Annotated in this window: 19 protein-coding genes; 13 read left to right on the plus strand and 6 right to left on the minus strand. The window is 53.7% G+C overall.

Going from position 1 to position 20,703, the window contains the following annotated elements:
• Positions 1-134: 134 nt before the first annotated feature.
• From AMR42_RS20825 to AMR42_RS08495, 3 genes are all read left to right on the plus strand, one after another.
• The gene (locus AMR42_RS20825; protein ID WP_099533016.1) at positions 135-278 is read left to right on the plus strand and encodes a hypothetical protein; all 144 of its coding nucleotides are present in this window, start codon (positions 135-137) and stop codon (positions 276-278) included.
• A 134-nt stretch (positions 279-412) separates the two neighbouring features.
• Positions 413-1,171, plus strand: a complete 759-nt coding sequence (locus AMR42_RS08490) for a phycocyanobilin:ferredoxin oxidoreductase (protein WP_234406854.1) — start codon at positions 413-415, stop codon at positions 1,169-1,171.
• Positions 1,172-2,540: 1,369 nt separating this feature from the next.
• Entirely contained in the window at positions 2,541-4,682 is a 2,142-nt protein-coding gene (locus AMR42_RS08495; protein WP_368670730.1) for an ATP-binding protein, read from the plus strand.
• Between the two features lie 88 nt (positions 4,683-4,770).
• On the opposite strand, the gene AMR42_RS08500 is transcribed toward AMR42_RS08495, so the two are convergent.
• A complete protein-coding gene (locus AMR42_RS08500; protein WP_234406856.1) occupies positions 4,771-6,024 on the minus strand; it encodes an MFS transporter in 1,254 nt (417 codons plus the stop codon).
• 292 nt (positions 6,025-6,316) lie between these two features.
• Positions 6,317-7,312 carry a glycosyltransferase gene (locus AMR42_RS08505; RefSeq protein WP_099533019.1) on the minus strand — a complete coding sequence of 332 codons (996 nt, stop codon included), beginning with the start codon at positions 7,310-7,312 and terminating at the stop codon, positions 6,317-6,319.
• Positions 7,313-7,556: 244 nt separating this feature from the next.
• Here AMR42_RS08505 and rpsB point away from each other — a divergent pair, with 244 nt between their 5' ends.
• The 8 genes from rpsB (at position 7,557) to AMR42_RS08545 (ending at position 16,477) form a co-directional block, all read left to right on the plus strand.
• Positions 7,557-8,324, plus strand: coding sequence for a 30S ribosomal protein S2 (gene rpsB, locus AMR42_RS08510; protein ID WP_099533040.1), 768 nt, complete (start codon positions 7,557-7,559; stop codon positions 8,322-8,324).
• Between the two features lie 420 nt (positions 8,325-8,744).
• On the plus strand, positions 8,745-9,404 hold the full coding sequence (tsf, locus tag AMR42_RS08515) for a translation elongation factor Ts (protein WP_099533020.1): 660 nt from the start codon (positions 8,745-8,747) through the stop codon (positions 9,402-9,404).
• 406 nt (positions 9,405-9,810) lie between these two features.
• The gene (locus AMR42_RS08525) at positions 9,811-10,962 is read left to right on the plus strand and encodes a hypothetical protein (protein ID WP_143472993.1); all 1,152 of its coding nucleotides are present in this window, start codon (positions 9,811-9,813) and stop codon (positions 10,960-10,962) included.
• Between the two features lie 183 nt (positions 10,963-11,145).
• Entirely contained in the window at positions 11,146-12,084 is a 939-nt protein-coding gene (locus AMR42_RS08530; RefSeq protein ID WP_099533023.1) for a UDP-glucuronic acid decarboxylase family protein, read from the plus strand.
• A gap of 206 nt (positions 12,085-12,290) precedes the next feature.
• Positions 12,291-13,646, plus strand: coding sequence for a UDP-glucose/GDP-mannose dehydrogenase family protein (locus AMR42_RS08535; protein ID WP_099533024.1), 1,356 nt, complete (start codon positions 12,291-12,293; stop codon positions 13,644-13,646).
• Between the two features lie 182 nt (positions 13,647-13,828).
• Positions 13,829-13,996: a hypothetical protein gene (locus AMR42_RS20345; protein WP_158234409.1), complete on the plus strand. Its 168-nt coding sequence runs from the start codon at positions 13,829-13,831 to the stop codon at positions 13,994-13,996.
• The gene (locus tag AMR42_RS08540) at positions 13,989-15,893 is read left to right on the plus strand and encodes a sodium:proton antiporter (RefSeq protein WP_099533025.1); all 1,905 of its coding nucleotides are present in this window, start codon (positions 13,989-13,991) and stop codon (positions 15,891-15,893) included. The genes AMR42_RS20345 and AMR42_RS08540 overlap by 8 nt, the downstream gene beginning before the upstream one ends.
• A gap of 254 nt (positions 15,894-16,147) precedes the next feature.
• Complete coding sequence (locus AMR42_RS08545; RefSeq protein WP_099533026.1) at positions 16,148-16,477, plus strand: DUF433 domain-containing protein; 330 nt, start codon at positions 16,148-16,150, stop codon at positions 16,475-16,477.
• A gap of 39 nt (positions 16,478-16,516) precedes the next feature.
• Here AMR42_RS08545 and AMR42_RS08550 read toward each other — a convergent pair whose 3' ends face one another.
• Together AMR42_RS08550 and AMR42_RS08555 are read right to left on the minus strand one after the other, a co-directional pair.
• A complete protein-coding gene (locus tag AMR42_RS08550) occupies positions 16,517-16,705 on the minus strand; it encodes a hypothetical protein (RefSeq protein ID WP_099533041.1) in 189 nt (62 codons plus the stop codon).
• A 137-nt stretch (positions 16,706-16,842) separates the two neighbouring features.
• Complete coding sequence (locus AMR42_RS08555) at positions 16,843-17,331, minus strand: hypothetical protein (RefSeq protein WP_099533027.1); 489 nt, start codon at positions 17,329-17,331, stop codon at positions 16,843-16,845.
• A 182-nt stretch (positions 17,332-17,513) separates the two neighbouring features.
• Here AMR42_RS08555 and AMR42_RS08560 point away from each other — a divergent pair, with 182 nt between their 5' ends.
• Positions 17,514-17,735 carry a hypothetical protein gene (locus tag AMR42_RS08560; RefSeq protein WP_099533028.1) on the plus strand — a complete coding sequence of 74 codons (222 nt, stop codon included), beginning with the start codon at positions 17,514-17,516 and terminating at the stop codon, positions 17,733-17,735.
• Between the two features lie 107 nt (positions 17,736-17,842).
• The gene (locus AMR42_RS08565; protein ID WP_099533029.1) at positions 17,843-18,844 is read left to right on the plus strand and encodes a hypothetical protein; all 1,002 of its coding nucleotides are present in this window, start codon (positions 17,843-17,845) and stop codon (positions 18,842-18,844) included.
• Positions 18,845-18,974: 130 nt separating this feature from the next.
• Here AMR42_RS08565 and AMR42_RS08570 read toward each other — a convergent pair whose 3' ends face one another.
• The gene (locus tag AMR42_RS08570; protein ID WP_099533030.1) at positions 18,975-19,349 is read right to left on the minus strand and encodes a hypothetical protein; all 375 of its coding nucleotides are present in this window, start codon (positions 19,347-19,349) and stop codon (positions 18,975-18,977) included.
• Positions 19,350-19,615: 266 nt separating this feature from the next.
• On the minus strand, positions 19,616-20,703 hold a 1,088-nt coding region (locus AMR42_RS08575), incomplete at its 5' end, for an adenylate/guanylate cyclase domain-containing protein (RefSeq protein ID WP_143472994.1).

Consider the following 20,703-nt stretch of genomic DNA (forward strand, 5'->3'; position numbering starts at 1 on the left):
GAGCCTTAGACTGAAGAATACACAAGGCCCCGGTTGGGCCCATGATTCGGGACACTGAGACTTTCAGCACCCCAGCCAACTCGGTCAATTCCGAAAATACCGCGAAAACACCCTAAACCTTGCGAGGAACCCCCATGACCCGATCGAAGTGGGTAGCCATTGCCACTGGCGCAATTTCGTTGCTGTTGGGGGCAATTTATCTGATTGTGGTGCAGATCTTAGACAGCCGAGAAATGGTTCCAGCGCCCATTTTGGAATGGTTGCCTATGGGGTTTTAGGGCACTTTATTCATCCAAACTTCAGTCATCCCAAGCTCAATCACTCAAAATTCAGTCATCCAAATTTCAGTCATCCCAAGCTCAATCATTCAAAGTTCAGTTCATTCAAATCATTCAAAAATTCAACAATCATCATGACTTCTGAAATGTCTTTAGAAGCGCCTGTCAAGCCAGGTTCCTTGCGCGATCGACTGCATCCCACCATTACTGCCGTTGCCAACGCGATCGAGCAAATTTGGCAATCGGAATTGACCCTGGAACCCTACCAGATGCCCGAGGATTTGGGGTATGTGGAAGGAACCCTAGAAGGCGAAAAATTAATTATTGAAAATCGCTGCTACCAAACTCGCGAATTTCGCAAAATTCACCTGGAATTGGCGCAAGTGGGCAGCGCTTTGGATATTTTGCATTGTGTCATGTTCCCTCGATCGACCTTTGCTCTGCCCATGTTTGGATCTGATTTGGTGGCTGGACGGGGGCAACTGAGCATGGCGATCGCGGACTTGTCACCCGTGATGGACGATCGCGCCTTGCCCAGCCCCTATGACCAAGCCCTCAGCGCCTTGCCAGAATTGGTTTTCAGCCAAGAACGAACATTCCCCAGTTGGGGCACTATTTTTTCCGCTCATTGCTTGTTTGTGCGGCCCGAAAATGCCCAGGAAGAAGCACAAATTGTGACCCGCATTGGTGATTTTTTGCGGCTGCATTGTCAACAGGCGATCGCCCTTTCTCCCACAGAAGATGCCGCTGAAATTGCCGCCATTGAAATGGGTCAGCGGCGCTATTGCCAACAACAACTGCAAAACGATAAAACCCGCCGCGTGTTGGAAAAAGCCTTTGGAGCCGATTGGGCCGATCGCTACATGACCACTGTTCTTTTTGACGTTGTATAGGACGTGATATAGCCTGCGATCGGCTAAATATTGGCTGAATATCAGCTAAACATTGGCTGAAGTAGGCGCAGGTTTGCCCAACCTAGACTGAACTCGCTGAACTGGACTTGCTGAACTGGATGTTTCGTGAACCCATCTTTCAGCCCAAAGTTGAGCGAATGGCCCGAAAGTCAGTCCCTTGAACCCATCTTCACCCTGTGCCCAGTTGCCCCCAGCATCTGGGTTCAGTCGTTTGGGGGCGATCGCCTGATTCGTCAACGGGCCGGAAGCCAACCCAAAAGCTTCCCAGGAACATGGGCTGAAGGGCAATACTAGAGGAACCCGCGCGATCGAACCAGCACCCCAACGGATTCTGGCCAGGTTGCCGGATCGGCAGGGATCAATTGGTAAAAGTAAGCGATTCATCATAGCTATCCCCTGGATGCCTCGATGAATGACTTCCATGGTTTTCTCTTTTAGGGAACTTGAACCGGGGCTTATTTTCTGTCTATGCCTTCGATCAATGTGCCAACATCAGCTTCTTTTCGATCACAGTTTTCTAGTCAAAAAAGACCGCTATTGATTGAAATCAAATCATTTTCCCTGAAAACTTTCTGAAATTTCACCCGACTTAGAGCGAGTCCACAGGGAAAAGTCCCAACTTGCAGCTCGTCTTAGACCAATTCAATTCACTTCTTGAGATTTTCTTCATAAAACCGATGAATGCGTCTACTTTTGCATGTTTTTAAAGAAAACTTATAAAATTTTAGGGGATCAGAGCTTTCTCAAGAGTTTTTACATTTTTTTAAATTTCCATACGGGTTGTGACAATCTTCGCCACAATACAATCAGCGTTCATTGCTTTAAATTTGCGAAAAATCTCACAACCAACCATTGGCCAAGCTTCAATCTAGCTTTCTCAATCGATTTATAGGAGGATAGTTTTACATTCAAAGCCGTTACATTCAAAGCAGCACTGAGAAATGATGAGTCGAGAACCACCAACCTTGGTTAACTCGGTAATCCTTCCCATTTTCAATCCGCTCATCCTTTAACCCAAAGACGCATAGCGATCGTGATGGATGGAGATTAGCATCATTTCTCAATGCATCTTTGATCTGTTTTGATCGGTTGAAAGGTGCTGAAAAGATACCGTTGGGTTCATTTTCTTTGATTTCGATTTCGACTTGATCCGATTGCGACTCAATTTCTTACTTAATTTTTTTAGACTCCCATCATTGGCGTTGACCAGTGAGACTTGATTGTTTTTAACAACAATCTGCGCAATGCTTCCATTTCTTCTCAGCTCTAAACCATGCATGATATCGCGCAAAGCCCTGCTATCCATACACTCCTCAGCAAGATGCCAGGGGTTGCTTATCAGCTCCTAATGGATCGTGATGGCCAATTGTCATTTCTATTTATTAGTGAAAGCTGCCATCGACTATTTGGTCTTTCGGCAGAGGCAATCATGGCCGATAGTCACTGTTTATTGTCGCGCATTCATAGCCGCGATCGCCGGGCTTTTCACCGATCGCTCCAAGCAGCCGCCCGCAATCGATCGTCCTGGTTTTGGCAAGGGCGATTTGATGGTCATCAACATCAAGAATGTTGGGTTTATGCCACCTCAGAACCGGAGCTATTGGCGGATGGTTCGATTTTGTGGCATGGCACTTTGATGGAGGTGAATTCCTTCAAGCAAGCAGAATCTCGCCTTAAGCGATCGCGCAAAACCGTACACAAGGATCGGATGCGCTATCGCTACGCCCTGGATAGCACCAGCGAGGCGGTGGCGCTGGTTGATACGGAGGGGCAACCGATTTATCACAACGGTGCTTTTGCGCGGTTGTTCCAGGTGGATGAGCTATCGACGCTGGTGGCGGCGGGGGGCATGGCGAGTCTTTACGCCCAGCCGCAAACTTGGCAGGCGATCTATGACTTGGCGCGATCGGATCGCTCTTGGGTGGGCGAGGTGACCATGAAAAGCACCCGTGGGCAAATGCTGACGATTTTTTTGCGAGTCAGCCCCATCCATGATGCAGATGGTTCCTACATGGGTTGTGTCAGTTTGTTTTCGGATGTGACCCTGAAGCGGCAGGCGGATCAAGAACGCCGTCAACTGGCTGCGCTGGTGGAAAACAGCCCGAATCTCATTGGCATCACCAGCCTGGATGGCGAAGTTTTATATATGAACGGGGCGGGCTTGGCCCTGGTGGGGTTGCCTAATTTATTGGCGGCTCAAAATCACCAGCTCATGGACTTTTTCGCGGTGGAAGATCGCCCGATCGCGGCTGGACTCATTCACCCGATCGCCCTTCGGGACGGCACTTGGAGCGGGGCTTTTCGGCTGTGGAATCTGCAAGCCCAAAGTTATATTCCCGTTGATTACACCATTTTCGTCATTCGCCATCCCCAAACGAATGATCCCCTCTGTTTAGGGGTCATTGCGCGGGATGCAAGCGATCGGGAAGCGGTGGAAGTGGCCTTGCGGGAATCGGAAATGCGGTTGCGGCAACAGGCCAAAGACCTAGAAGAAACCATTAGTGAATTGCGCCACACGCAGGCTCAACTGATCCAACAGGAGAAGATGTCGAGCTTGGGCCAATTGGTGGCGGGTGTGGCCCATGAAATCAATAACCCCGTGAACTTTATCTATGGCAATTTGGATCACGCCAAACGATATGCCATTGATTTGCTCGATTTGATTTTGCTTTGTCGGGAATATTTTGACTTTGAAGCAATTCAGCCGATCGCTGAGCATCTAGAAGACATTGATTTTGAATATCTCAGTCAGGACTTACCTAAACTATTTACTTCCATGAAAATGGGAGCCGATCGGATTAAAGCCATTATTAAATCCCTGCGAACCTTCTCGCGAATGGATGAATCAGAACTGAAGGAAGTGAATCTGCACGATGATTTGGAAAGTACTCTGACCATTTTGAATCATCGATTGCGGGGCAGCGATAAACATCCCCCCACGCAGGTGATTCGCAACTATGGGCATCTGAATTTGGTGGAATGCCACCCGGGCCAACTCAATCAGGTGTTTATTAATATCTTGGCCAATTCTTTGGATGCGTTAGAAGATCGCTATCAGGTTGAGGGAAGGAATTTTCAGCCGCAAATTGTGATTTCCACTCGCCCAATTTTGGATAACCATTGGGTACAAATTTCCATTTCGGACAATGGAGCGGGGATCCCAGAATCCATCCGAGCGCAACTATTTGACCCGTTTTTCACCACAAAAGCAGTCGGCCGGGGAACGGGGCTGGGATTATCCATTAGCTATCAGGTGGTGACGGAGCGACATCATGGCCGCCTGCTGTGCGAGTCCCAGGAGGGATTGGGCAGCACTTTCACGATCGAGATTCCCACCCGCCAATCGAGCTACCCCAGCCGGGGCCCGGAACGGCGCTCCACGGCGATCGCCCATCGATCGCCCCAAAACGGTTCCGCCACTTCTTCCACTCCACCGATCGTGGCTTCGCCTTCGGTGCTCAGCACCCGCCCGGAGTCCTCGTCGGATTGAGTTCTGGGCTGGGTGCTGATGGGGTGAGGGTTGATCCGGAGGCCGGGTTAGGCCAGGAATCCAGAGGTTAAAGAACGGCAATCAGAATCTAGTGGGATTCCGAAGGGCTGAGGGCATAGACATCCGGCGATCGGCCCAAGGCGAACCGGATCGATCGACCCACGGACTTGCTCGACAAGGTGATAAACATCATCAACGCCACCAAAGCCAACCCAGAGGCGATCGCGAACAACACCCGATAGCCCAAGGCATCGGACACGGCCCCCAAACCGGGCCCGGCGATCGCAATGCCCAAATCAAACCCCAGCAACACCAAGGAAAAACTGCGGCCGCGCTCGTGGGCAGGAACCCGATCGGACACCAGGGCCACAATCGAGGGAATCAGCAACCCAGCCCCCAGCCCTTCGAGCAAGGCGGCCACGATGAATCCCGCCACGGATTCCGCTTGGGCCAACAAGCCCATGGACACCACATAACAAACCAAGCTGAGGGTGATGAACGCACCGCGGCCCAGGCGATCGGACTGTTTGCCCGCTAAAAATCGGGCGCTGAAGCTGGCCACGGCGGCGGCAGTGTAGAACAGGCCGGGAATCAGGGCCACGCGGCTCTCCACAATCAGAAGCGGCACAAAGGTGCTGAGCGTGCCAAACACCAGCCCGATCGTTAGCATCACCAAGGCTGGAGTCCGCAGAGCGGGCGTGGCCAGCTTGGCCCAAAAACGCTCTGAACTGTCGGATGAGCTGGCGGCAGGATCCTCCGCCGGGGGAGCTGTTTCTTGAATAAAGCTCATCCCGATCGTGGCGGCCGTCCCAAAGCTGGCGGCCACAATGAAGGTGGGCCAAAAGCCATAGGCCGTTTGCAAATAGCTGCCCAGGGCCGGGCCGATCGCCACGCCCACCGGCTGAGTTAGGGTCATGTAGCCAATTAGCTCCCCCTTTCGCTCCGGAGGAGACAAGTCCACCACCAAAGCGCTGTAGCCAGTGGTGAAGGCGGCAATGCTCAGGCCATGGAAAATGCGCACCAACATCAGGAGGGGAACGGAGGTGACCAAGCCGTAGCCGATCGGGGCGATCGCCGCCACCACGGTTCCCAGTAGCAACACCCGCCGCCGGCCTTGGAGATCGGCCAACTGGCCCAACTGCGGGCGCGACAACAACAGCCCGATCGCGAAGGCTCCCATCACAAGCCCCACTTGGCTATCGTTGCCGCCCGTTTGACGCACATATAAGGACAGCACCGGCAGTTGCGAGGCCATGCTGCACCAAAACAGGAAGGCCGCCCCCGCTAAAAACAACAAATTCCGCCGACTGTGGGCCGGCAGCGATCGAAACAGCGATAACACGGCAACTTCAGGTGCTTACACGCTGGCGATAGGACTGATCATTGTAGCGAATGTGACAAAAATGCAATGAAGCGCCACTTGGCCCCAGGCCGCGATCGCCCCTTGGCAACGTCTTTTGATGTCAACGTCTTTATCAACGTCTTTTCACAGCTTCCCCGCAAACCGATCGGCCTGTGAATCCGGTGTCGCTCAACCACCGCCAAGCCATCACTCAAGCCATTAATGCGGATTAGCTGCGGATTAGCTGCTGCTGATCAACTTGATCAGGCTGATCAACTTGATTAACCGTTGACTAGCCCACTTCTTCCCGAATTCGATAAATCGGTCGGCCCTGGGATTCGTGGTAGGTGCGCATGGTCAACTCCGACAACAGACCAAAGCAGAAGAATTGAAAGCCCGCCAGCAACAAAACGGTGGCAATGGTCAACAGGGGGCGATCGCCAATGGCCTGGGCCAGAAAGACCTTGATCGCAATCAAATAAATAAACAGGACTCCCCCGATCGCAATTAGCCCCAACCCCAGGGGGCCAAACACATGCATCGGCCGGGTCAGAAATTTTTTCATGAACCAAATGGTCAGCAGATCCATCACGACCCGGATCGTGCGGCCCAGTCCATATTTACTTTGGCCAAACTGGCGGGCATGGTGACGCACGGGAATTTCCGTGATTCTGGCCCCTTCCATGAAGGCCAAGGCGGGCAAAAATCGGTGTAATTCGCCGTAAAGGTTCATATCGGCCAGCAATTCAGCGCGGTAGGCCTTAAGCGAGCAGCCATAGTCCCGCACACGCACACCCGTGACCCGACGAATGATGGCATTGGCAATCCGCGAGGGCAACAGTCGGGTCATGGCCGCATCTTGGCGCTTGACCCGCCAACCGGTCACCAGGTCATAGCCCTCGTTGAGCTTCTCCAGCAGGGCCGGGATGTCTTGGGGGTCGTTTTGCAAATCCGCATCCAGGGTCACGATCGTATGGCCCAGGGAGCGATCGAACCCCGCAGCCATGGCCGCCGTTTGACCATAATTACGTCGCAAAATCACCGATCGCAGGTTGGGGCGCTCGATCGCCGCCTGCTTCAGCCAATCGCCGGAACCATCCCGCGATCCATCATCCACACAAACAATCTCGTAGCGATCGCCCGTTGGTTCCATCGCCGCCGTAATGGCATCCAGCAGATGGGGCAGGCTTTCAATTTCATTGTGGATGGGCACAACGATCGAGATGTCGGGGCGATCATCCAAGGGCAACTCAGACCCAGGAATCGATCGAGCCGGAGAAGAGATCATGGGGGCATCCTTAGGGAATCGGCCTTGCGCCTCAGCGGACGCTTGCAAAAGAATATCGCGATCGCACCCCCCGTGATACCCTAGTCAAGCTCTCTAAAACGCACATCCAGCGTTTCGGGTGTTTTGTCGGTTGCCAAAGAGCCGAAGCCAAGGTCGCAAACCCTGAGCTAGTCAGCCTTTCGCCTTCTGCAAAATCGCTCGCTGGATGGAGGATAAACCCGAATATCAGGAGAAATCGCCAACCATGGCAGTCGTATCCCTTACCCAAATGCTCGATGCTGGTGTTCACTTTGGACACCAGGCTAGCCGCTGGAACCCCAAGATGTCGCCCTACATCTTCGCGGCTCGCAACGGCGTGCATATCATTGACCTGGTGCAAACCGCCCAGTGCATGGAATATGCCTATCAATTTCTGCGCGAAGCCTCCGAGCAAGGCAAGCGCGTGCTGTTTGTGGGCACCAAGCGCCAAGCTGCTGGCATCGTGGCCCAAGAGGCTAGCCGTTGCGGCAGTTTCTATGTGAACCAGCGTTGGTTGGGCGGGATGCTCACCAACTGGACCACGATCAAGAGCCGGGCCGATCGGCTGAAGGAACTGGAGCGCCGCGAAGAAACCGGCGGTCTTGACCTGCTGCCCAAGAAGGAAGCTTCGGTGCTGCGCCGCGAAATGGCCAAGCTGCAAAAGTACCTGAACGGCATTAAGCACATGCGCAAGCTGCCCGACATCGTGGTCATGGTTGACCAACGTCGGGAATACAACGCGGTGCAAGAGTGCGTGAAGCTGGGGATCCCGATCGTGGCGCTGCTGGACACCAACTGCGATCCCGATACGGTGGATGTGCCCATTCCCGCCAACGACGACGCAATTCGATCGATCAAGCTGATCATCGGCAAGCTGGCCGATGCGATCTATGAAGGTCGCCACGGTCAATTGGATAGCGAAGACGAAGCCTTCGACGAAGAGTACGACTACGACGCAGAAGAGTACGAAGAAGAAGAAAGCACCGAAGCCTAAGGTCTGTCTTCAAGACTTGTCCTCGGATCGGCAAAATTCTGATTCTTCCGCTGCGAGATCCGAAGAAGTCAGGCGTTGAAATCACTGCTTGAGCCACTGTCTGGATCGATCAGCCAGGTCGCAAGGGTCGGCGCTGGTCGATCGAGCCGGATCAAACACCGCCAGATTTTGGCTCACCAGACCTTGGCTCACCAAGCTTTGGCTCAATTAATTGTCCTAATTTCCGTCGCTTCTTCGGTTCATTCGTCTCGGTTCAGCTCAGCACATTTTCAGCTCAGTTCATTAAGTTGATGTCGATCGGGCGAGCTGGGTTAGGGCAAGCTTAACCCCGTCCTGACTCGTCAGGTTTTACAATCAACGGCAAATAACTGCTGCACAGTTCACGACAACGCTTGCAAACGCTTAGGTAACGAGGGCCCCATGGCAGAGATTTCGGCAAAGCTGGTTAAAGACCTGCGCGAACGTACCGGCGCGGGCATGATGGACTGCAAAAAAGCCCTGGCAGAAAACAACGGCGACATCGAAAAGGCCACCGAATGGCTGCGCCAAAAGGGCATCGCCTCCGCTGGCAAGAAAGCGGGCCGCGTTGCCGCTGAAGGGCTGGTTGATGCATACATCCACACCGGCGGTCGGATCGGCGTGCTGGTGGAAGTGAACTGCGAAACGGACTTTGTGGCCAAGCGCGATGAGTTCCGGGAGCTGGTGCGCAACATTGCCATGCAAATTGCCGCTTGTCCGAATGTGGAGTTCATTTCGACTTCGGAAATTTCTGAGGCAGTGGTGGCCCGCGAAAAGGCGATCGAAATGGGTCGCGAAGACCTGGCCGGCAAGCCCGAGCAACTGAAAGAAAAGATTGTTGATGGTCGGATTAAGAAGCGTCTGGAAGAGCTGTGCTTGCTGCCTCAGCCGTTCATCCGCGACCAAAGCAAGACCGTGGAAGAACTGATCAAGGAATCGATCGCGAAGATTGGGGAAAACATCCAAGTTCGTCGTTTCCAGCGCTTTGTGTTGGGTGAAGGCATCGAGAAGCGAGAAAGCAACTTCGCTGAGGAAGTGGCTGCCCAAACCGGCAACAAATAGGACGGCTGGGGCTGGATGGCCCATCCGATTTGTGGGGAAGGCGGTTTTGTCCGGCTTGTCGCCCCAACGGCTGAATTAAACCCGAAGGCATGGCCCGATCGATCGCGCAACCGTCCGAACGATCCGTGGCTGTGCCTTTGGTGCTGTTGGGGCGATCGTTCCTAATTTTGGTCTGGTTCAGCCTGGTTTACTGTTCAGCCTGGTTTGAAAGATTGGATTTGTTTGAGCTTGTGCAAATTGCTGCAAATTGCCGCAGATTTGAGTTTATGTAGCCTGAATTTGCGCGGTGAAATTTGCGCAGTGGGATTTGCATAAAAATTTGTGCGTAAGAATTTGTGCGTAAAAATTTGCACGTAAGAATTTGCACGAATTTGAACTGGTGCAGAGAGAAGAGGCGAAACCACCCGTGACCGACCCGATTCATCGACTGGAGCAAGAATTGGCGGAGCTGAGCGATCGGTCTCGATCGCTGGCGGAGTCCTTATACGAGGCGGATTTGAGCTATCTGCGCACCTTGGGAGCCGCCGCCGGTCAGCAGTTGATTTTGGCCAGCTACCGCATCTGTACCCATAAGTATCCTGAGCGGTTTTTGGCCCTGCCTTTCATGGAGCGCCAAAACCTACAGCAGGCCCTGCGACAGTTGGCCCGCGACCTGTCTGAACAGTTGGCACAAAACCTGGCCTTACCCATTCCCAAGCCCGAGCGGAAACAGCGGATTGTGAAGGTGGAGGCGATCGATCGACCCAAATCCAGCGGTCGCCGTTCGGCCAACGGGGCAGACAACGAAGACAACGAGGGCCCCAGCACCGCTGAAATGGCGGCGGCTCTGGCGGCGGCCTTTAACTCGTTGGTCAATATTGAGTCGATCGAGCTAGAGGGGGATGATGCGGACGACGCTGAAGATCCTGAAGATTCTGACGACGAAACGAGCGATCGCCCCCGAAACGCGAACTCATCCAACGCAAACTCATCCTCAGGGCGCGATGACGACGACCTAGCAGCCGACCCAGAGGAAGCAGCCGACTCAGAACCGGAGTCAGATCCCGAACCCCGGCCCCCAGCGATCGACCTGGATGCTGGAATGCCCGAAGTGCTGGCAACGCTGGCAACCCACCCCAGCCGCGTGCTGCAATGGCATCGATCGCGCGAAAAGCTCACCAACAACACCCTTCGGGCCCAATCCCATCAGGCCAACGAACTATTGCGCTCGGCCGGCATTTTGCCCCGCAAACTCCCGCCCGCCATGCTGGACATTGCCGCAAAGGGAGACTTCGACGACTTCACCGGCAACTCGCCTAATCTGATTGAGCTGATCATGCAAGGCGAAGGCGATGACGATTCCGACAACGACAACGACGGAGCCACCCGCCTGGTAGCCGTGCATTTGCGCCTCTCGGAAATTCACTTTAGCAACCCCGACCTGAAGCCCCAGCGGGCCGCGATTCAACAGGTGTTGGAGCAGCTTGACCAACTCCGCACCCGCTACGAGAAGGTGCAACATCGCCAAGCGATCGCCTCCGCCGAATCCGCCTGGCGTAGTGCTTGGTTTGAAGACTAGGAAGGACTCGAGTTCATCAGCCAGCTAAAGATTTGCCGCAGGGATCAGCGCCCACCAACCCGATCGCGCCTTGATCGCACCTCGATCGCGCCCGATTCCTTGAAAATCCATCACCACACACCCAACGCCTCATCCCAGGTGCTAGGTTATTGGGGATTTCAAACCCCCTAGCGCAACGTTGCCATGAGAATCCTCGTCACCGGAGGCGCGGGCTTCATCGGTTCGCACTTGATCGATCGGCTAATGAACGCCGGTCATGAGGTCATTTGCCTCGACAATTTCTACACCGGCCACAAGCGCAACATCGTTCATTGGCTGGGCCACCCGAACTTTGAACTCGTCCGCCACGATATTACCGAAGCTATTCGGCTGGAAGTGGATCAGGTTTATCACCTGGCCTGTCCTGCCTCTCCGGTGCACTACCAATACAATCCCGTCAAAACCGTTAAAACCAACGCGATCGGGACCATGAACATGCTGGGCTTGGCCAAACGGGTCAAAGCCCGGTTCCTGCTGGCCTCCACCTCCGAAGTCTACGGCGATCCAGAAGTCCATCCCCAAAGCGAAGACTATCGGGGCAACGTCAACCCGATCGGGATCCGCAGTTGCTACGACGAAGGCAAACGGATTGCCGAAACCCTCACCTTTGACTATCACCGCCAAAACGGCGTAGACATCCGCGTGGTGCGTATTTTCAACACCTACGGAACTCGGATGTTGGAAAACGATGGGCGCGTGGTCAGCAACTTCATTGTGCAAGCCCTGCGTGGCCAGCCCCTGACCATTTATGGAGACGGCTCCCAAACCCGCAGTTTCTGTTACGTGTCGGATTTGGTGGATGGGTTGATTCGGATGATGAACAATCCCGATCACACTGGCCCCGTTAACCTCGGCAACCCCGGGGAATACACCATTTTGGAGCTGGCCAAAGCCGTCCAAGCCCAGGTGGGTTCCGGCGTGGAAATTGACTATAAACCCCTGCCCCAGGACGACCCGCGCCGCCGCCGTCCCGACATTACCCGCGCCAAGCTGTGGCTGGGTTGGGAGCCAACCGTGCCCCTCGAAGAAGGATTGCAAAAGACGATCGAGGACTTCCGCCAACGGATTACCGCTGAAGCCTAAGGGGCAAGTTGGAACAGGCAGCGTCTCAAAACCATCCAGAAACCATCCGGGCCAGAAACCATCCGAGCGGTCGCAATCAACCGGACTGATGCCAGGCTCCAGAGAATACGGATCTCAGTTTGTCTACACCCTTTGGCCCGGATGCGGCTGAATGGTTGCCGATTGCCCCAACTTGTAAGGACTCCACTTGTACAGAAGGTGAATTTATGCGTGTTTGTGTAATTGGAACGGGCTACGTGGGCTTGGTAACCGGAGTTTGCTTGGCGCGCACGGGCCACCATGTCACCTGCGTAGACAACAACGAGGAAAAGGTGAAGCTGATGAAGTCGGGGCAATCCCCGATTTATGAGCCGGGTCTGTCGGAACTGATGCAGGCGGCCATGACGGAGGGGACGATCGAGTTCACCAGCGACCTGGCTTCCGGGGTTGATCAAAGCGACATCCTCTTCATTGCCGTGGGCACGCCGCCCCTCCCCACGGGGGAAAGTGACACGCGCTATGTGGAAGCGGTGGCCCGGGGCATTGGCACCAGCCTGAAGAGTGGCAGCAACTATAAGGTAATTGTGAATAAGTCCACGGTGCCGATCGGCTCGGGGGACTGGGTGCGCACCATCGTGCTCGATTCCTTTAAGGAAAATTCGCCGGGCCAACCGGAGCCGGCCTTTGCGGTGGTCAGCAATCCAGAATTTTTGCGGGAAGGTTCGGCCATTTACGACACCTTCAACCCCGATCGGATTGTGCTGGGCAGCAATGACCCCAAGGCGCTGGGGATGATGAGCGAGTTGTATGACCCGATCGTCCGGCGCGACTTTGCAGAAAACCAAGCCCTGCCTCCGGTGCCGATCGTCACGACGGATTTGGCCTCGGCGGAAATGGTGAAATATGCGGCCAATGCATTCTTGGCCACCAAGATTAGCTTCATCAACGAAGTGGCCAATATCTGCGATCGGGTGGGGGCCGATGTGACCCAAGTGGCCAAGGGCATTGGCTTAGATTCACGGATTGGCCCCAAGTTCTTGAATGCGGGGATTGGCTGGGGTGGTTCCTGTTTCCCGAAGGATGTGTCCGCCCTGGTGCATACGGCCAGTGACTATGGTTACGATGCGGAACTGCTGAAGGCGGCGGTGAACGTGAACCAACGGCAACGGGCGATCGCGATCGAGAAGTTGCAACAGACCCTCAAGATCCTGAAGGGCAAGACGATCGGCCTGTTGGGCCTCACCTTCAAGCCCGACACGGACGACATGCGCGATGCACCGTCCCTGATTTTGATTGAACAACTCAGCCGCCTGGGCGCGAAGGTGAAGGCCTACGACCCGATCGTTTCCCAAACCGGAATGCGCCACGGCCTCTCCAACGTCTATGTGGAAACCGATCCCGAGCTGCTGGCGGATGGTTGCGACGCGCTGGTGATTGTCACGGAATGGGAACAATTCCGCACCCTGGATTACGCCAAGATGGCCAAAGCCATGCACAATCCCACGGTGGTTGATGGTCGAAACTTCCTCGATCGGGCGGCTTTGGAGGCCGCAGGCTTCCACTACGTAGGCATTGGCCGATAAAGATCACCTTCAGGGGCCCCGGGGGCCCCTGCGATATACTGGCCCACAAGCGGTTTTGGCCGTCCCCGCCTTGGGAGGCTCTCGATTGCTCCCAATCCAGCTCCCTAGTTTTGTCCAAAACACCCTCAACACAAGCATGAGGGGGAGAGCAGGCGAGGTTTTTTACTGAGTTCTTGCGCCCGATGGCGCTGTTGCTGTTGCCCTTCAATTCACAGCATTACCGGTTCGCGGGGCACCTCGCGGGGCATCTCGCGGGATATGGCATCCTCGGCAAACGTCAGGGAATTGTGACCCAAGACAGCCGCGATCCCCATCCTCGGGGCGATCGCGCGGGAGGCAACTGTGGCTGAGATTGCCCAAACCCTCATCCTGGCCGTTTTGGTGGGCATCGGGGCCCAAATTGTGGCGGCCTGGTTGCGGCTGCCCGGCATCGTTTGCCTGCTGGTGTTTGGAATTAGCCTGGGGCGCAGCGGCCTCGGGGCGATCGACCCGCAACAGTTGGGGCCAGCCCTGGAGGCGATCGTTTCCTTGGCAGTGGCCCTCATTTTGTTTGAAGGGGGTCTGGGCCTGGAGTTGCGCGATGTGGGCAAAGTCTCCGGCAGCCTGCGCAACCTGGTGACGATCGGGACGTTGGTTTCCTTTGCGGGCGGCGGCATGGCGGCCCACTGGTTAGCGGAGTTCCCTTGGCCGATCGCCCTGCTCTACTCCTCCCTGGTAGTGGTGACCGGGCCCACGGTCATCGGCCCCCTGCTGAAAAATATTCAAGTCGATCGGCAGGTTTCAGCCCTCCTCGAAAGCGAAGGCGTATTAATTGACCCGATCGGGGCGATCCTGGCCGTCGTTGTCCTCGACATCATCATCGACGGCGGGGGCGACCCCAGCGCCATCCTGGCCGGCATGTTATGGCGCTTGGGATCCGGCAGTTTGATCGGTGGGTTGGGCGGCTGGGCGATCGCCGCCTTCCTGCGGCGGGCCCCCTTCCTTTCCGATGACCTTCGGAATTTAACCGTTTTGGCCGGAGCCTGGGGTCTATATAGCCTGTCGCAACAAACCGCCAGCGAATCCGGCCTGATGGCAGTGGTTATTGCAGGCATTGTTCTCCGGGCCGCTGAGCTGCCGGAAGCCCGCACCCTACGCCGCTTCAAAGGGCAACTGACCCTGCTGGCCATCTCCGTCCTGTTTGTGCTGTTGGCGGCAGACCTCTCCCTGGCCAGCGTTTTCACCCTTGGTTGGGGTGGCTTGGCCGCCGTTCTGGTATTGATGTTGGTGGTGCGCCCGCTGAACGTGTGGCTTTGCACCGCCGGTAGCGACTTTAATTGGCGACAAAAACTATTTGCCGGTTGGGTGGCTCCCAAGGGAATTGTTTCCGCGTCCGTGGCCTCCCTGTTCTCGATTTTGTTGACCCAAGGGGGCATTACCGGCGGCGAGTCCATTAAAGCCTTGGTGTTTTTGACGATCGCCACCACGGTCACCGCCCAAGGCCTGACGGCGGGCTGGGTAGCCGATTGGTTGCGGTTAACCTCCACGGAACGGCGCGGCATCGCGATCGCCGGGGCCACGCCTGTTGGATTACTGGTGGCGCGGCTGTTTGCCGATCGCGGGGAAGCGGTGGCGATTGTGGAAACCGACCCGGAAGCCTGCAAGCAAGCCGAAAGCGCCGGATTCCGCGTTTTTTCCAGCAGCGCCCTCGACACGGCCGTTTTGGAAGCGGCCGGTTTGGAGTCCGTGGGAACGTTCCTCGCGGCCACCAGCAATGGGGAAGTGAATGCGGTTTTGGCCCAACGCGCCGCCGAAGAATTCGCCCCGCCTCGGGTCTTGGCCGCCGTTCCCACCGAAGAGAACAGCAACGGCAACGGCCAAGCCAAACGCAGCAGCAAGGTGCAACCCGCCTTTGCCACCCAACGCAGCCTCAAGGAGTGGAATCAATTGGTGAGCGATCGGGCGGTCAAACTCGGAGAAACGATCATGCGATCGACCGATTTAGACTTGCAACATGCCCATCTCACGGCCCTGATTCGCACCGGAGAATTAATTCCATTGTTGATTGCTCGGGACGATCGGCTGATGGTGGTTTCTGCCCACGACCCATGGTTAGCGGGCGATCGGCTCATCTATTTACTCCATGATCCCAAGCCGAAGCTCCTCCAAAGTTTGGCCGGATCTCGCAAGCCCGAATTCACGATCGAGCGGCTGCCTTCTGTGGAGGAGTTGCCCCTTGCCAGCGAAGCAATCCAAGAAGCCATTTAACTCGATTGTTAAGACCACCAAGCTTACCGCTTCGCTCAAAGTGACGCATATCAATATTGCCGATTTTGTCAGTGAAGTTGATGCAGATTCGCGATCGCACAGCTACCGGACTAATCCCAAATCAAGGATGCAGATACTGTGAGGACAACGACATTGATCGCTATAAATTAAATTTTGATCTCCAAAGCGACCAAATGCGCCCTTATGTAGAAATTGCACTTAGCAAATGAACCAATCAATTAGGAGGCTTTGAGATGTTAATTATGCCAGTGACAGAAACCGTTCCTTTAGCCATTGATGCTACAGGTGTCATTCGCGTGGGAGGAACCCGCGTGACATTGGACACAATAATTTTGGCATTTCTAGAAGGCAATTTAGCTGAGGAGATTCAAGAGCAATATCCTTCGCTTCAGTTGGCTGATATCTATTCTGTGTTGGGATATTATTTGCGACATCGATTGGAGGTTGATGACTATTTGCGATCGCGATCTAATTTGGCGGTAACAGTACAGCAAAGAATTGAAGCAACTGATAGCCCAGTGGGTTTGCGCGATCGGCTGCTGGCCCGACAGATGAGTCACTAATTCACTTCTAAAGTATAAAATTTCTTGCGGACGAAAATTTCAATTGAGGCGATCGTCACCGGGGCGATAGGACAGGATTTCGATGCCGATGGGTTCTTGGGTGTCGCTATCTTTGAACAGGATGATGTCGTCGCCGAGGTTGGTGGCGATTTGGTTCAGACGGGGTGCTTGCCAAAAGATAGTGAGCAGTTCCGTTTCAGGTTCGTAAAAGACTCTTATTTGAGCCATAGCATCAGGCAAATTTCGGTTCATGGGAGACGAATTACAAAGATCGTAACTACTGAACTATGCCCCCATTTACCCTACAGGATTACTGACAGAAATTTAGGCAATCTTCTGCCAGCTTTCTTATTACACTATTCAGGCTATTTTTGAGTGCTGGGCACTCCTTGCACATCCGCAATAGGCAAATCAAGAGCGATTGAAATTTGCTGATCAGTTAATCCCATCGCTCTCAATCGCTTCACAGCTTCTAGCTTCGCAATTACTTGTCCTCTATAAAAATCTTTCGATTCAGCATCTGATTCGCAAATATGTACAGAACCAACGGTACTTCCATTGCCAATATCGCCAATAATTAGATTTGAGTTATAAATCATACCTTTTCGCAAGAGAACTGTTTTTAAGTTATTCTTGCTAACTTCCTCTTGAAAAATGTCTGACAGAATTTTCCATAACTCGTATCCAGTATCTTTTGCATAGCCTTCCGTGCAGTTGAGGGCTTGAGCAATTTCGCTATACTTCTGCCGCTTGAGCACCCCTTCAATCACACCCAGTTGCACATCATCTAGATGTTGCCCCGTGCGATCCAGAATCAAATCATCCAGAAAGCAAAGCACCTTCTGAATATCCATAAATCTCACTTCTCCATCGCTTCAGCTAAAACCAATCATATCTGACTTTTTCCGCCTCGGCACTTCCAACGCCTTTAAAAAAAGCAAAATACGACTTTTTTCGACTTCCTCCGTCTGTGCAATCTCAATAGCTTCTCTCTATCATCATTTCAGTGACATCCCAATCACAAAGCAATCAGCTCATGAATAACCTGCAAGTCGCACTTGATCGCAAGTCCTATCCCTTGATGATGCACCTCAGCATCACTCCGAAGTTGAGTGATCTGGCTGATGAACAGGCAACCTATAACCCAGCAACTCAAACCTCTAACACCTCAGCAATGAGTGGCTCCTGGTGCAATCGAAGCAACTCTACCGGTGGTATTATGCAAGATAATGATGATGACAGCAAAGAAGATGATTGACAACTGAGCTGACTTGCTGGAACCGCTAGCATCACGCGATGACAGCCTATGGAGTCAGTATGACCATAGACTGTCATCATACTTTGTGAATATCACATTAAAGAAACATGGCAGACATTTTAATTATTACATCAAAAGATGATATTCACACAGACGCGGTTATTCAGGCTTTAGCAAGCAGTAAGCTGAATCCAATACGTCTGAATTCAGAAAGCCTTATTCAACAAAGTCAATATGCTTATTCTTGGGATCAAACCGGACAGTTATCTCAAGGACATTTGAGTCTTTTGGATTCATTAAGAGAAATTCAAGATTTAGGAGTCATTTGGTGGCGTAAGCCCAACGACTTTCAACCCTTTCCAGAGGTACAAGATCCTTGGGCTGTCAAATATTGTCAACAAGAAACTGAATCGTTAATTTTTTCACTGCCAGGTCTTTTCCCAAAAGCACAGTGGGTTAATAATTACTACAACATTCGAATTCCATCCCATCGCATTAATCAGATTCCGGTTGCCAAAGATCTTGGAATTTTGATTCCACCCACGATCGTTACGAACGATTATGAGGCGGCTTGTGACTTCGTGCGATTTCATCAAGATTGCATTGTTAAGCCCATGCGCTATTCGGGGTTTCTGCATCAAGATCAACAATATGGCTGCTATACCCGATTGATTAATCTCGAACTCCTCCAGGGCTTAAAAGATAGCATCCGACTTGCACCAGTCTTCATTCAAAAGCGGATTCACAAGAAGGCAGAATACCGAGTCACATTGATCGGTGAAAAGCACTTTGTTTGTCGAATTGGAGCAGAAGCCATCCAAGATCAAGACATTCAATTGGATTGGCGAGTCACAGACCCAGATAAATTGGTTCACTGTCCTGACGCACTACCTGATGATTACATCCAAAAACTCTATGGAATGCTGAACGTTTTTGGACTGAATTTTGGGGCATTTGACATCATTCGGGATGACGATGATCAACTCTACTTTATTGAGCTAAATCCCAATGGTCAGTGGTATTGGATTGAGCTTTTAACAGGATTGCCGATGGTTCAGGCCATGGTTGAACTGTTGGAGCAACTAGCCGATCGCTACATCAGCCTCTAGCCAACCCTCAGCCAAGCGCAACAGCCAACCGATCGCCCTAAAAATATTGAGCCTTGGGACAACCATGGCGGTAACCATCATCCCAAGGCCAACAGCAAGCAGCCGCTAGAATCGCTCGATCGAGCCGTGACTATTCGGAATATTCGTAAGTGCCGCCATCACAGACAGAGACGCTGGATTGGATCAAAGCTCCCCGACCCACACCATTCCCGGGGCCGAGCACGCCTTTGAAATCGTAGAGACAATCCTCGCGGCCGTCATCGATCGTGATCTCAATGGACTCGCCCGGATTGAGCACATCAGTTCCCAGAATGTCTGATTCCCAATCGTTGGTGCTGGGGGGAGATGCATAAAATTCTTCGAGCACCCGACTGGTGGAATTCGTCAGAGTGAAGGTCACCGACTGATATTCAGCAGCAGCGGGTTGTGCGCCCAGGGCCGAACCCACGAGGGCCACAGCTAGCCCTGCCAAGGAGGAGTGCCAAAAAAAGCGATTTTTCGCCATAGAACGTCTGAAGAAGAAGTGGATTGCAATTCAAGGGATTGCTGGGCCCCGTGATGGTGGCGGCAACCCTATCCATTGCGTCCATTAAGGTAGCCTACTGATCGGGAAGAATCACAGGGGGATCAACGGTTTTCCAAAGCTGAAGCGATCGCCCGTTAACGCTCGTAAACCCCACTGACCTCCCCGATCGGCTGGTCAATGGGATTTATGAACCGGTTTCGCTAGATTGCGCCAGATTTTGCGCAGCTACGCGAGCATTACCAGATTTACTTGCTGGTCATGGTGAATGCACCATCCCACTCGGCCTCGGGGGGATTGGTCAGGTAATGCTGACAGCGTTGGAGTTGCAGTTGGGCGGCTTTTTCGTCCTTGTTAATTTCCAACACCATGCCGAATTCAGCCATGGCCCGGGCAAACTGCCGATCGAGATAGAGCCGCCGGCCGCGGCCGTAGTGATCCAGGATATCCAGCTTGGCTTGGGGCACTTCGCGAGCCAGGGGCCCTTCCTTGATGGCGATGATTTCGTACACCGAGACGGGCTTGTTCTTGCCCTTCACTTTGATGTAGTCCAGTTCGCGGGCCCAGAGTCGATCGGGGTTGCACTTGCGATAGGTGTTTTCGCTAATCAAGATGTCGCAGCCATATTGCTTGGTGGCCCCCTCCAGGCGAGACCCCAGGTTCACACCGTCCCCGATCGCGGTGAACTCCATCCGCCGACTGGAACCAATGTTGCCGCTAATCACTTCATCGGAATGCAAGCCAATCCCGATGCTGATTTCCTTTTTGCCCTGTTCACGACGCTTCAGGTTGAACTCCACCAACCGATGGCGCATATCCACCGCCGTCTGCACCGCCATCCAAGCATGGTCATCGAGGGGCAACGGTGAGCCAAACACGGCCATGATTGCGTCCCCGATGTATTTGTCGAGGGTTCCCTTGTGTTGGAACACCGCATCCACCATCGACTCGAAATATTCGTTGAGCATGGCCACCACCTCTTCGGCGGTCATGCTTTCGGTGATGGTGGTGTAGCTGCGGATGTCGGAGAACAGCACCGATACATCCTTGCGATCGCCCCCCATTTTGGTTTCACCACTGGCCAGGAGCTGTTCCGCCAACTCTTGGGTCATGTAGCGATACATGGTGCTCTTCAGGCGTTTTTCATCGCTGATGTCTTCCATCACGATCAAGGCCCCGCGCACCTGGGTGGGATCGGCCGCATCGGCGATCGTGTTCAGGGACAGGTTAACGCTATGTTCCTCCTGCTTGGCTTCCGGTTCCGGCTCGGGAACGATCATCGTCGGCTCGTCCCACAGGTCGTCATCAAGGCCGGGGGGCTTGGGAACGGGAGTTG

Source organism: Limnothrix sp. PR1529 (assembly GCF_002742025.1).
Lineage (GTDB): Bacteria > Cyanobacteriota > Cyanobacteriia > CACIAM-69d > CACIAM-69d > CACIAM-69d.